Source organism: Roseivivax sp. CAU 1761, from assembly GCF_054482755.1.
In genome coordinates this window covers 17263-29593 of the sequence record NZ_JBTLRM010000043.1, presented here as the reverse complement: position 1 = coordinate 29593, position 12331 = coordinate 17263, and the positions used below count along the sequence as shown (strand labels likewise).

11 protein-coding genes are annotated in these 12331 nt (G+C 71.0%); 4 read left to right on the top strand and 7 right to left on the bottom strand.

The features are described 5' to 3' along the window. The 6 genes from mdoH to ACXYMW_RS18185 form a co-directional block, all read right to left on the bottom strand. The coding region (gene mdoH, locus ACXYMW_RS18210; protein WP_459036757.1) for a glucans biosynthesis glucosyltransferase MdoH at nt 1–1577 on the bottom strand (1577 nt) is incomplete at its 3' end. Next, on the bottom strand, nt 1565–3139 hold the full coding sequence (locus tag ACXYMW_RS18205) for an OpgD/OpgG family glucan biosynthesis protein (protein ID WP_459036756.1): 1575 nt from the start codon (nt 3137–3139) through the stop codon (nt 1565–1567). The genes ACXYMW_RS18205 and mdoH, both read right to left, overlap by 13 nt. Further along, a complete protein-coding gene (locus ACXYMW_RS18200) occupies nt 3136–4353 on the bottom strand; it encodes an OpgC family protein (protein ID WP_459036755.1) in 1218 nt (405 codons plus the stop codon). The genes ACXYMW_RS18205 and ACXYMW_RS18200 overlap by 4 nt, the downstream gene beginning before the upstream one ends. A 356-nt stretch (nt 4354–4709) precedes the next feature. Beyond that, the gene (ligD, locus tag ACXYMW_RS18195; protein ID WP_459036754.1) at nt 4710–7241 is read right to left on the bottom strand and encodes a DNA ligase D; all 2532 of its coding nucleotides are present in this window, start codon (nt 7239–7241) and stop codon (nt 4710–4712) included. Between the two features lie 3 nt (nt 7242–7244). Next, nucleotides 7245–8129 carry a non-homologous end joining protein Ku gene (ku, locus tag ACXYMW_RS18190; RefSeq protein ID WP_459036753.1) on the bottom strand — a complete coding sequence of 295 codons (885 nt, stop codon included), beginning with the start codon at nt 8127–8129 and terminating at the stop codon, nt 7245–7247. 76 nt (nt 8130–8205) lie between these two features. Then, a complete protein-coding gene (locus tag ACXYMW_RS18185; protein WP_459036752.1) occupies nt 8206–8634 on the bottom strand; it encodes a PaaI family thioesterase in 429 nt (142 codons plus the stop codon). 61 nt (nt 8635–8695) lie between these two features. Here ACXYMW_RS18185 and ACXYMW_RS18180 point away from each other — a divergent pair, with 61 nt between their 5' ends. From ACXYMW_RS18180 to gluQRS, 4 genes are read left to right on the top strand one after another with little or no spacing between them, the layout of a single operon-like run. Then, nucleotides 8696–9481, top strand: a complete 786-nt coding sequence (locus ACXYMW_RS18180) for an enoyl-CoA hydratase (RefSeq protein ID WP_459036751.1) — start codon at nt 8696–8698, stop codon at nt 9479–9481. Between the two features lie 48 nt (nt 9482–9529). After that, on the top strand, nt 9530–10891 hold the full coding sequence (gene trmFO / locus ACXYMW_RS18175) for a methylenetetrahydrofolate--tRNA-(uracil(54)-C(5))-methyltransferase (FADH(2)-oxidizing) TrmFO (RefSeq protein ID WP_459036750.1): 1362 nt from the start codon (nt 9530–9532) through the stop codon (nt 10889–10891). A gap of 4 nt (nt 10892–10895) precedes the next feature. Continuing rightward, nucleotides 10896–11114 (top strand): hypothetical protein, encoded by a 219-nt coding sequence (locus tag ACXYMW_RS18170; protein WP_459036749.1) that lies wholly within the window; start codon nt 10896–10898, stop codon nt 11112–11114. After that, nucleotides 11114–11980, top strand: a complete 867-nt coding sequence (gene gluQRS, locus ACXYMW_RS18165; protein WP_459036748.1) for a tRNA glutamyl-Q(34) synthetase GluQRS — start codon at nt 11114–11116, stop codon at nt 11978–11980. Before ACXYMW_RS18170 ends, gluQRS begins: the two co-directional genes overlap by 1 nt. Here the strand turns inward: gluQRS and hisI are convergent. Then, the gene (gene hisI, locus ACXYMW_RS18160) at nt 11958–12320 is read right to left on the bottom strand and encodes a phosphoribosyl-AMP cyclohydrolase (protein ID WP_459036747.1); all 363 of its coding nucleotides are present in this window, start codon (nt 12318–12320) and stop codon (nt 11958–11960) included. The two genes, gluQRS and hisI, sit on opposite strands and share 23 nt — an antisense overlap. Nucleotides 12321–12331: the final 11 nt, after the last annotated feature.

Genomic DNA, 12331 nt, shown 5'->3' with positions numbered 1-12331 from the left:
CCGCGGCGCTGCGGCGCCCAGGGGTTGGGCCGGCCGCGCGCCGCGCGCAGCACCGCCGCGGATTGCTGCACCATCAGGATCGGCGCGTAGAGGATGGCCAGGGTGATCTCGACCAGCGTGGTCGCCGCGAAGCGCCCCGGACCGCCATAGAGCGCCACCACCCCGCGCGACTGCGCCAGCAGCGCCGCGGCGGCGATCTTGGGCAGCAGCAGCATGACGTAGATGAAGATCAGGAACCACACGCCGTCGATGCTGCTGACCCGCGGCCAGACCGGGTAGAGTGGGTTGGCCGGGCTGAAATAGGACGGCACCGCCTCGGCCATCGGCAGGAAGGCCGACCAGATCACCAGGAGCGCGAACCAGGCCGGCGACAGCAGGTAGGCGACGGCGCCCTGCAGCAGGTGGAAGCGCGAGATCGGGTGGAAGCCGCGTGCCGCCAGCAGGCGCAGGTGCTGAAGGTTGCCCTGGCACCAGCGCCGGTCGCGCAGCACGTGGTCGATCAGCGTCTCCGGCGTCTCCTCGTAGGAGCCGCCGGGCCGCGCCAGGAAGCGCACCGACCAGCCGGCGCGGCGCAGCATGCCGGCCTCGACGAAATCGTGGCTCAGGATCAGCGCGTCCTGCCCGCCGCGGCTGCGCAGATGCGGCAGGCGGGCGCTTTCGGCGAAGGCCCGGGTGCGGATGATGGCATTGTGGCCCCAGTAATTGCCCTCGGTCTGCGACCAGAGCGCCAGGCCCTCGGCCAGCAGCCAGCCATAGACCGAGGTGGCGAATTGCTGCATCCGGCCGAACAGCGTCTCGGCGGCGATCAGCGTCGGGAAGGACTGGATCAGCCCCGCCTCGGGGTCGCGCGACAGCGCGTCGGCCAGCATCCGCACCCCCGCCCCCGACATCAGGCTGTCGGCGTCGAGCACCAGCATGGCGTCCCAGGCGGCGCCGTGGCGGCTCACCCAGTCGTTGATGTTGCCGACCTTCTTGTCGGTGTTGGCGGCGCGGCGGCGGTACCAGACGTCGATGCCCTCGGGGGCGGTCTCGCGCAGGAAGAGATAGGCCCGCGCCTCGGCCTCGGCGATCTCCGGATCGCGGGTGTCGGACAGGATGAAGAAGGCGAAGCGGTCGCGCTGCGGGCCGCCGGCGAGCTCGGTCATCATCGCCGCCACGTTGCCCATCACCGCGCCCGGATCCTCGTTGTGGACCGGCACCAGCAGCGCCACGTCCTGCGCCGGGCCGCGGCGGGCGCGGTCGCGGCCGCGCCCCAGCCAGAGCCGCAGCATCGCCAGCGCCACCGCCGAGACCGACAGCGACACCCAGACGAAGGTCAGCCCGATCAGCACGGTGATCGCGGCCTCCTGCCAGGTATAGCCACCGCTCGACAGCCAGCGGCCGATGCCGAGGATCAGCGCCAGGGTCAGCGCCAGCGCCGGGCCGAAGGCGCCGGCGCGCCACGCCAGCGCCGACAGCGAGCGGCGGCGCGCTGCGGCCAGCCGCACCGGCGGCAGGCGGGAGAATGCCTGTTCGGGCATGTCGAGCGGTGCCTCGGGGGGCATCCAGCGGGGATCGGAATGCGTCAGGCTGTCCATCGGTAGAGCCAGACCTCGCTCATCGGGGCGCCGTCGAGCCGCAGCTCGGCGCGCAGTTCTGACAGGGTCGCCTTGCCGGGCGACAGGGTGAAGGCGAGCCGCAGCCCGCCGGTCTCGGCATTGCGCTGCAGCACCGGGGCGGACAGCGTGCCCGCCGAAGCCTCGACAACAGGCGCCACGCGGGAGAGTTCCTCCGGCATCTCCGCGCCGGGCGCGAAATCGAGCACGAAGCGCCGCCTGCCGTCCTTTGCGGCACCCGATCGCGTGTTGCTCACGCGGCAGGCGGTTTCGGAGGGCTGCTCCGCCCCCCAGCGCATGCGGTAGCTCAGGCGCCGCGACTGCCCGGGCTCCAGCGGCTCGGCGGGGCGCCAATAGGCCACGATGTTGTCGTAGACCTCGTCATCGGTGGGGATCTCGACCAGCGTCACGGCGCCGGCGCCCCAATCCTCGCCGGGCTCGATCCAGAGCGACGGGCGGCGGTGATAGAGCGCCTCGAGATCGCCGAAATCCTCGAACCCGCGGGCCCGCTGCATCAGCCCGAAGCCCTTCGGCGCGCGGTCCTGGAAGGCGCTGACCTGGAGCGTCTTGGGGTTGGCCAGCGGCCGCCAGAGCCGTTCGCCGGTCCCGGTATGGACCAGCAGGCCGTCGGAATCGTGCACCGCCGAGCGGAAATCGGAAAACCGCGCGCGGTTGGTCTCGTCGAACTGGAACATCGAGGTCAGCGGCGCGATGCCCAGATGCGCAAGCCGCTCGCGGGCGAAGATCTCGGCCTCGACGGCGATTTCCAGCGCCGCGCCCGGGCGCAGCCGGAAGCGGTAGGCGCCGGTGCAGGACGGGCTGTCGAGCAGCGCGTGCAGCACCGTCTCACCGCTGCCGGGCGCCGGCTTCTCGAGCCAGAAGGCACGGAATTCGGGGAATTCCTCGCCGTCGGGCTCGGCCACGTCGAGCGCCAGGCCGCGCGCCGAGAGGCCGTAGATCTGGCCCGCGCCGATGCCGCGGAAATAGCTCGCGCCCTGGAACACCGCGAATTCGGTGAAGATGCCGGGGCGTTCGAGCTCGGCGCGCAGGCGCAGGCCGGAATAGCCCAGCGTGTCGTCGATGGGCAGGTCGGGGAAGGCGTCGGTGCGGTCGAAGACGCCGAGATCGAAGAGCACCGGCCGCGCCTGGCCGTCCTCGACCGCGGAGATCGCCACCGGCGCGGGGTAGTAGAGGCCGGGCGCGAAGACGTCCATGCGGACCGGCACCCCGGGGGTATCTTCCCAGAGCGCGTTGCGGTGGTCGAACCAGATGGCGCGGTACTGGTCGTAATCGAGCTTGCTCCAGGCCTCGGGGATGCGCGGCGGCGGCGCGTAGGGCCTCGCCGCCCGGGCCCGGGCCTCGGCCGCGACGTCGCCGGGGGCGAAGGGGCGGGCCGCCCCCAGCTGCAGCCCCGGCTCGGTCGCGACGGCGCCGGCCCCGGTCTCCGCCCCGGTCTCGGCCCCGGTTTCGGCCCCGGCCCCGGCGCGGGGCACGGCGAGAAGGGCCGCCAGAGCGGCCAGAAGATCGCGTCTGTGCATGGTCATGCGTCCTTTGCGCGGCGCCAGGGCTGCGACTTGAACCAGCCCGCGCCGTAAGCGGCGGCGACCAGCAGCGCGGCCCCGCCGAGATTGACCGCCGCGAGCGCCAGGCCCTGGCGGTCCGTCAGATCGAGCGCCACGCCCATGAACCGGGCCAGCGCCATCGAGGCGACGAAGGCGGCGAGCGATTGCTGGCCCACCTTCACCACCATGGCCAGAAGCACCCTGCCCGCCCGGCCCGCGGCCCCGCCCGCCGCCGGCAGCGCCAGCCGGGCGCCGTCGGGACCGGCCGCGACCCAGGCAAGATAGGCGAGCGCGAGGAAGTGCAGGTAGCGCAGCGGTCCGAATTCCGACTTCGCGAAGAGCGGCTTGAACTCGCCGCGCCATTCCCGCACCGCCTCGAATTCGGCGATCGCCCGGTGCCAGGCGAAGGGCACGCTGGCCAGCACCACCACGGCGGCGAGGATCACCAGCCGCCGGTCGACCGGCGGCACCGGCAGCCAGCCCGCCATCAGCGCGAAGCCGGTGAAGAAGATCAGCTGCCAGCCGAACGGATTGAAGAACCAGTGCCGTGCGCTCCAGGGCTCTGCCGGGAGGGCGAGCATCCCGCCCTGCGCCGCGGCCCAAAGGCCCAGCACGGCGGCCAGCGCGGCGCCGGGATGCAGGCGGTAGAGCCCCACCACGACCGGCATCAGCGCCAGGATCACCAGATACATCGGCAGGATGTCGAAATAGTTCGGCACGTAGGTCAGGGTCAGCAGCGCCGGCAGGTTCATCGCCGCCTGCTTGAAGAACGGCCAGAGATTGAGCTGGCCGACGTAATCCTTCGCGAAGAGCCCGCTGGCATTGAGCGCCGACATCGCCGCGGCGAGCCCGAGAAAGAGCGCGATATGCACCCAGTAGACCTGCCAGCAGCGGTAGAGCACCCGCGCCGAGCCCAGCGCCCAGCCGCGGCTGCGGAACGTCGCGCCGAAGGCCAGGGCCGAGGCCATGCCGGAGCAGAAGACGAAGATCTCGGTCGCATCCGAGAAGCCGAACCGGGTCGGGAGCCAGGCCGCGAAGGCGTTGCCCGGCGTGTGCGAGAACAGGATGAAGAACATCGCCAGGCCGCGGAAGACGTCGAGGCGCAGGTCGCGCGACGCCGCCGCCGGCCGCGGCATTGCGGGCCGCGCCGCCATGCCGGGCGCGCCGAGCGGCAGCGCTGGTTCGGCGAGGCTCATCGGCGGGGGCGCGCGAATTGGCGGCCGGCACCGCGCGGCCGGGCGCGGGCGGGACGCGCCACGGGGGCGCGCGGATCGACGGTCGGGAGGGCGGCAAGGGGCATGGCGGAATCGCGTGGTTCGCAGGGGCGCGCCCGGCCCGGTCCGCATGACCGAGTCGGGCGCAAGCGCTTCCGTAGCGCCGTTCCCGGGACGCCGCCAGATCTTCCCGAGGGTCCGGAGCCGTCCCCCTGCAAATCTTGCAAGTCCGCTCAATCATGCGCCAAATTCGGCCGACCGCAGAAGCCGGGAGCCGCAAGGAACCGCCGGTTCCGGAGCCGCTTGGGTCGGATGGTCGCAGACCGGGCCGCAGCGGCTCAGGCGTCGCGCCAGCGCTCGAGCTTTTCGACCACCTCGGCGGTGATGCGCTGCGGATCCTCCGCCAGCGCCAGATAGGGACAGGGCTCCTCCAGCCGTTCCCGCACCGTCCCCATGTCGAAGCCGTTCGGCGCGTCGAGATCGCGCAACTCGTCCCAGGCGACCGGCATCGCCACCGGCCCGCCCGGGCGGGCGCGCAGCGAATAGGGCGCGACCGCGGTGGCGCCGCGCTCGTTGCGCAACCAGTCGATGAAGATGCGGCCCTTGCGCTTCTTCTTCGCCATGGTGGCGAGGTAGCGGTCGGGCTCGGCCTCGGCGAGAACATGCGCCAGGGTCTTGGCGAAGGCCTTCACGAGGTCCCAGTCATGGCTGCGGTGCAGCGGCAGCCAGACATGCACGCCCTTGCCGCCGGTCACCATGGCGCCCGCGGCGAGACCCAGATCGGAAAGCCGGTCGCGCAGGTCGAGGGCCGCCCCCCGGGTCTCCGGCCAGCCCAGCCCCTCGTCCGGGTCGAGGTCGAAGACCAGCCGGTCGGGCCGGTCCAGCCGGTCGATCCGGCAGCCCCAGACGTGGAATTCCAGCGTGCCCATCTGCGCCGCGGCGACGAAGCTCTCGGGCCGTGTGGCATACATGTAATCCGCGGTGCCGCCGTCCGATTCCTCGATCGCCACGGTGGACAGCGCATCCGGAAAACCCTTGCCGGCGTGTTTCTGGAAGAACACGTCGCCGGTGATGCCGGACGGCGCGCGCAGCAGTGAGAGCGGCCGCCGGCCGGCGATCTCGGTCAGGCGCTCGCCCACCCGCTCGTAGTGCCGCGCCACGTCGAGCTTGGTGCAGCCGGCCTCGGGAAAGACCGCGCGCTGGGGCGAGGAGATGCGCACGCCGGCGACGCGCGGCTCGGCGCCGCCATCGTCCCTTGCGCCCGGCTTGCCCGACCGGGTCTTGCCCCCGCCCGATTGCGCGTCCTGCGCCTCGGCCATCGGATCGGGAGAGTCGTCCGGAAGCTCGAGCCGCACCGATTTCGGATCCTTGTCATCGCGCCGGCCCTGATAGGCGCCGTGGCGGATGCGCCCGTCATCGGTGAACTCGGTGAAGTCCACCTCCACCACCATGTCGGGGGTGACCCAGACCGCGTCGCGCGCCATGTCGTCGGGCACGTCCACGAAGGGCGCGGTCTTGCGGGTCCGCAGCGCCCCGGCGATGTCCTCGAGGTCGCGCTCGGAGAAGCCGGTGCCGACCCGGCCGCGGTAGCGCAGGCCCTCGGGGCCGTAATCGCCCAGCAGCAGCGAGGAGAAGGCGCGCTTCTTGTCCGAGGGCGCGTAGCCGCCCACCACGAATTCCTGCCGCCTTGTGCACTTGACCTTCTGCCAGGCCCGGCTGCGGCTGCCGCGATAGGGCGCGTCGATCCGCTTCGAGATGATGCCCTCGGCGCCTGCCGCGCAGGCGGCGGCGAAGATCTCGGCGCCGTGGCCGCGCATCTGGTCGGCCAGCCGCAGCGCGCCGGTGCCGTCCGCGTCCTTCATCAGCGTCTCGAGGCGGGCGCGCCGCTCCTCCTGCGGCAGCCGGGTCAGATCCTCGCCGTCGAGATGCAGCAGGTCGAAGGCGTAGAAGACCAGTCGCCCTCCCTCCTTCAGCGCGCGCTGCAGCGACGAGAAGGGCGAGCCCTTGATCCGGGCCGCCATGACCTCGCCGTCGATCAGCGCGGCGTCGCAGGCCAGCCCGTCGAAGGCCCGCGCCAGCCCGGCGAACTTGTCGGTCCAGTCCTTGCCGCCGCGGGTCCAGAGCCGGGTGCCGCCCTTGCCCACCGCCGCCAGCGCCCGGTAGCCGTCGAACTTGGTCTCGTGCACCCAGTCGTCGCCCTCGGGCGCCTCCTCGACCAGCGTGGCGAGCTGCGGTTTGCGGAAGCGCGGCGCCGCCCGCGTGCGCTCGGGCGCCGCCGGGGCGGAGCGACCGCCCCTGGCGGGCGCGTCGGCGGCGATCTCCTCCATCTCGCGGCCCGAGGAGACCGAGGTGAGGTTCGGACCGGTCAGCGCGTCCGAGGAGTCCCGGGCGTGGTCGTCATCCTCCTTGACCAGAAGCCAGGCGCCCTCGCCGCCCTTCTTGAACCGCACCAGCGCCCAGCCGCCCTGCATGCGCTCGCCGTCGATCTCCATCTTGAGGTTGCCGCGGGCCAGCATCTCATCGACATCGCCGCGCGGATACCAGGTGCCGCGATCCCAGAGCATGACCGTGCCGCCGCCGTATTCGCCCTTCGGGATCGTGCCCTCGAAATCGCCGTAATCGAAGGGATGGTCCTCGGTGCGCTGGGCCAGGCGCTTGTCGCCGGTGCGCGGGCTGGGCCCCTTCGGCACCGCCCAGGAAAGCAGCACGCCGTCATGTTCGAGGCGCAGGTCGTAATGCAGCGACGATGCGGCGTGCTTCTGCACCGAGAACCAGCGCGGTGCGCCCGTCTTGCGGTCCGCGGCGCGGCCCTCGGGCTCCCTGGTGCGGCTGAAATCGCGCTTGGCGTTGTAATCCTTCAGCCGGTCCACGGGTCACGACGCCTTCTTCTTACGCGCCCCGCCGCCCGAGCCCGACCGCCCAGACGTGCCGCCACTGCTGCCGGTCTTCTTGCGCGTTCCGCCCTTGGCCCCGGCGCTCTCGACGCTCTTCTTCAGCGCCGCCATCAGGTCGACCACGTTGTCGCCCTCCTCGGCGCCGCCCTTCTCGGTGCTGGCGCGCGGCGTCTTGCGGTCCTTGCGCTTGGCCTCGATCAGTTCCAGCAGCGCCTTGTGATAGCTGTCGGAGAAGGCCGAGGCGTCGAAGGGCTTGGTCTTCTTCTCGATCAGCGTCTCGGCCAGTTCGAGCATCTCGGGATCGGGCGTCTCGTCCTCGATGTCCTTGAACATCGGCTCGGCGTCGCGCAGCTCGTCGGCATAGTGCAGCGTCTCCATCAGCAGCCCGTCGCCGCAGGGCCGGATCGCCGCCAGATGCTCCTTGCCGCGCATGGTGATCTGGCACAGCCCAGCCTTGCCGGTGGAGCGCAGCGCGTCGCGCACCACGCGGTAGGCATCCTCTGCCAGGTCGTCCTTCGGCACGATGTAATAGGGCCGGTCGAAATAGATCGGCGGGATCTTCGACATCTCGGTGAACTGGACGAGCTCCAGCGTCTTCGAGGTCTCGACCTTCAGCGCGTCGATCTCCTCGGGGTCGAGCAGAATGTATTCGCCGTCCTCGGTCTCGTAGCCCTTGACGATGTCGTCGCGCTCCACCGGGCCGATGCCCTTGACCGTCTTCTCGTAGCGCACCGGCTTGCCGGAGGGTTTGTGGATCTGGCGGAACGACACCCGCGCGCCGGATTCGGTGGCGGGATAGATCTCGATGGCGATGGAGACGAGCGACAGCCGAAGCTGTCCGGTCCAGACGGCGCGCGGAGCCATGAAATGCCCTCCTCAAGGGGTCGGGAAGGCAACGCACGAATCCAGCAGGCGGTTTCCGTGGCGTCGGCCGAGGGGCTCAGCCCACCGGCGCGGGGGGCAGCGAATAGGTCAGGCTGGCCCGCGCCACGGGCTCCGCCGCACCTTCGGAGAACAGCAGCGTGTCGCAGACGCTGAGCGTACGGCCAAGCTTCAGCACCCGGCATTCGGCCAGCACGTCGGCCCCGGAGGCCGGCTTGCGCATGAAGTCGATGGAGCAGTTCGTGGTCACTGCCAGCGCCTGCTGGCCGACCCGCGCCATCGTCGCCACATAGGCCGAGACATCGGCCAGCGCGAACATCGCCGGCCCCGAGACCGTGCCACCCGGCCGCAGATGGCGGTCATGGGCGTAGAGGCGCATGACCAGCAGGTCCTCGTCGAGACGGTCGATCGCGAACATGCCCCGGACCTGCGGGAACACCTCGTCGAGAAACGGCATCATCTCCGCGGCGGTGATCTTCAATCCCATGCGCGTCTTTCCTCCCCTGACCGGCGCGGCTACGCTGCCCGCGCGAGGCAGGGAGGACAAGATGGCCATTCTCGAACGTTGCGACACCGGAGCGGTGGCGGAACTGACGCTGAACGCGCCCGCGCGGCTGAACGCCCTGTCGGACGAGATGCTGGCGGCGCTCAAGGCCGAGTTCGCCGCCCTTTCGGAGGACCGGTCGATCCGTGTCGTCACGCTCTCCGGCGCCGGCAAGGCGTTCTGCGCCGGGCACGACCTGCGCCAGATGCAGGCCGGGCGGCAGGCCGAGGATGGCGGGCGGGCCTATTTCGCCGATCTCTTCGACCGCTGCACCGAGGTGATGACGGCGATCCGCCACCTGCCCCAGCCGGTGATCGCCCGGGTGCACGGCATCGCCACCGCCGCCGGCTGCCAGCTGGTCGCGACCTGCGACATGGCGGTGGCGGCCGAAGGCACGCGGTTCGGCGTCAACGGCGTCAATATCGGCCTCTTCTGCTCCACCCCGATGGTCGCGCTGTCGCGCAACGCGCCGCGCAAGCAGGTCTTCGAACTGCTGACCACCGGCGCCTTCGTGGAGGCCGAGCGGGCGCGCGAGCTGGGCCTCGTCAACCGGGTGGTGCCCGAGGACCGGCTCGAGGCCGAGACCCGGGCGCTGGCCGAGACCGTGGCGGGCAAGCTCGGCAGCGCCGTGCGCGTGGGCAAGCGGGCCTTCTACGAACAGGCCGAGATGCCGGTCGACGCGGCCTATGCCCATGCCCGCGACGTCATGGTCGCCAACATGATGGAGGCCGACACCGCCGAGGGCATCGCCGCCTTCCTCGAGAAACGCGCCCCCGACTGGCGGCAATGACCGCCCAAGCCTCGTGACAAGGCGCGGCGGAATGCCTATCTCGCCCCCATGACACACGAGCTTCACATCGTCGGCGGCGGCATGGCCGGATCCGAGGCCGCCTGGCAGGCGGCGGAACGCGGCGTCTCGGTGGTGATCCACGAGATGCGCCCCAAGGTCGAGACCTTCGCCCACAAGACCGGCCATCTGGCCGAGATGGTGTGCTCCAACTCGTTCCGCTCGGACGATCACGAGCAGAACGCGGTGGGGCTTTTGCACTGGGAGATGAAGGCCGCGGGCGGGCTGGTGATCTCCTCGGCCTACCGCCACCGGCTGCCGGCGGGCGGTGCGCTGGCCGTTGACCGCGACGCCTTTGCCGAGGACATCACCGCCGCCCTGCGGGCCCACCCCAATGTGCGGGTGAGCCACGAGGAGGTGACCGAGCTGCCCGACCAGGGCCAGTGGATCATCGCCACCGGGCCGCTGACCTCCGAGGGGCTGGGCCGCGCCATCGCCGCCGAGACCGGCACCGAGGCGCTGGCCTTCTTCGACGCCATCGCCCCCATCGTCTATGCCGAGAGCATCGACATGAGCCGGGCCTGGATGCAGTCGCGCTACGACAAGGGCGAGACCGAGGAAGAGCAGAAGGCCTATCTCAACTGCCCGATGGACCGCGACACCTACGAGGCGTTCATCGACGCGCTGCTGGCGGCCGACAAGACCGAGTTCCACGAGGGCGAGACGGCAGGCTATTTCGACGGCTGCCTGCCCATCGAGGTGATGGCCGAGCGCGGCCGCGAGACCCTGCGCCACGGCCCGATGAAGCCGGTCGGCCTGACCAACCCGCACCAGCCCGAGGTGAAGCCCTACGCCGTGGTGCAGCTCCGCCGCGACAATGCGCTGGGCACGCTATTCAACATCGTCGGCTTCCAGACGAAGATGAAATACGGCGCCCAGACGGAGGTGCTGCGGATGATCCCGGGGCTCGAGGCGGCCCGCTTCGCCCGGCTGGGCGGCATCCACCGCAACACCTTCCTGAACTCGCCGACGCTGCTCGATGCGCAGATGCGGCTGCGCTCGCGGCCCAATATCCGCTTCGCCGGGCAGATCACCGGCGTCGAGGGCTACGTCGAATCCTCGGCCATGGGGCTTCTGGCCGGGCGCATGGCGGCCGCCGAACTGACCGGTCAGGCCCTGCCCGAGGTGCCGCAGGACAGCGCCCACGGCGCGCTGGTGCACCACATCACCGGCGGCGCGGAGGCCAAGACCTTCCAGCCGATGAACGTCAATTTCGGGCTCTTCCGGCCGCTCGACAACGTGCGCGGCGGACGCCGCGGACGGCGCGACCGCTACAAGGCCTATACCGACCGCGCCAAGGCGGCGTGGTCCGACTGGCTGGCCGCCACCGCCCCGGCCGAAGCCGCGGAGTGATGCGATGAACTACGTCCTGGCCCTGTTCCTGCCGCCGCTGTCGATCCTGTTCACCGGACGGCTGCTGACCTCGATCGTGGTCTTCATCATCTGGGTGCCGGCGATCCTGGTCTCCGGCGGGCTGACCCACCCGATGTTCATCCTGCTGGCCTGGATCCTGATCTACCAGAGCCACGAGGATCGCCGTGCCCGGCGCCAGACCCGCGACCCGCTCGACGAGTGATGCGCACGCGCTTCGCGCCGTCGCCGACCGGGCCGCTGCATCTCGGCCATGCCTACTCGGCGCTGCTGGCGCATGACATGGCCCGCGCCGCCAGCGGCGCCTTCCTGCTGCGGATGGAGGATATCGACCGCAGCCGCGCCCGACCGGACTGGGAGGCCGGCATCTATGACGACCTGTCCTGGCTCGGCCTGCGCTGGGAAGAGCCGGTGCGGCGCCAGTCCGAAAACCTGAACTTCTACCGGCAAGCCCTTGAGACGCTTTGGAAAGACGGGCTTCTCTATCCCTGCACTTGCCGCCGGCGCGACATCCAGGAGGCGGCCTCGGCGCCGCAGGAAGGCGCCTGGCCGGTCGGGCCCGACGGGCTGGTCTATCCCGGCACCTGCCGCCCCGCGGCGCCGTCGGGCGGCCCGCTGCCCGCCGATGCCGCCCTCAGGCTCGACATGCGCCGCGCGCTGGAACGCATTGATCCGCAACGGCTATTCTTCATCGAAACCGGGGAGCGTCGGGGCCGCGTGACACTCAACCCGGAGGCCTTGCGCGCGGGCGTCGGCGACGTGGTGCTAGCGCGGCGCGACATGGGCACCTCCTATCACCTGTCGGTGGTGGTCGATGACGCGGCGCAGCGCATCAGCCACGTGGTGCGCGGCGCCGATCTCTTCGAGGCCACGCAGATTCACGTGGTTCTTCAGGCGCTTCTCGGCCTTCCCGCACCGCTCTATCATCACCACCGGCTGATCCGCGACGGCGACGGCAAGCGGCTGGCCAAGCGCGACGACGCCCGCGCCATCGCGCGCTACCGCGCGGACGGGCTGACCCCGGCGGACATTCGCGAAATGGTCGGGCTCAGCTCGGCTCCGGCGCCATGAGCTCGGTCTCCCGGCCCTCGCGCACCGCGGTGTAGAAGCAGGAGCGCCGGTTGGTGTGGCAGGCCGGCCCGGTCTGGCGCACGGTGAGCAGCAGGCAGTCGCGGTCGCAATCGAGCCGGAACTCCACCAGCTCCTGCACATGACCGGAGCTTTCGCCCTTCACCCAGAAGGCCTGCCGCGAGCGCGACCAGTAGGTCACCCGCCCGGTGTCCAGCGTCTTCGCCACCGCCTCGGCGTTCATCCAGGCCATCATCAGCACCGTGCCGTCGGCGGCGTCCTGGGCGATGGCGGGGATCAGTCCGTGGGCGTCATAGACCAAGGTCGCGGGATCGAAGGACATGGCGGGTTTTC

Bases quoted from the DNA above. Each gene is read 5' to 3' on its own strand.
- ku (WP_459036753.1), bottom strand. From the start codon at position 8,129: ATGGCTCCGCGCGCCGTCTGGACCGGACAGCTTCGGCTGTCGCTCGTC.
- trmFO (WP_459036750.1), top strand. From the start codon at position 9,530: ATGACACACGAGCTTCACATCGTCGGCGGCGGCATGGCCGGATCCGAG.
- gluQRS (WP_459036748.1), top strand. From the start codon at position 11,114: ATGCGCACGCGCTTCGCGCCGTCGCCGACCGGGCCGCTGCATCTCGGC.
- ACXYMW_RS18170 (WP_459036749.1), top strand. From the start codon at position 10,896: ATGAACTACGTCCTGGCCCTGTTCCTGCCGCCGCTGTCGATCCTGTTC.
- ACXYMW_RS18185 (WP_459036752.1), bottom strand. From the start codon at position 8,634: ATGGGATTGAAGATCACCGCCGCGGAGATGATGCCGTTTCTCGACGAG.
- hisI (WP_459036747.1), bottom strand. From the start codon at position 12,320: ATGTCCTTCGATCCCGCGACCTTGGTCTATGACGCCCACGGACTGATC.
- ACXYMW_RS18180 (WP_459036751.1), top strand. From the start codon at position 8,696: ATGGCCATTCTCGAACGTTGCGACACCGGAGCGGTGGCGGAACTGACG.
- ACXYMW_RS18205 (WP_459036756.1), bottom strand. From the start codon at position 3,139: ATGACCATGCACAGACGCGATCTTCTGGCCGCTCTGGCGGCCCTTCTC.
- ACXYMW_RS18200 (WP_459036755.1), bottom strand. From the start codon at position 4,353: ATGAGCCTCGCCGAACCAGCGCTGCCGCTCGGCGCGCCCGGCATGGCG.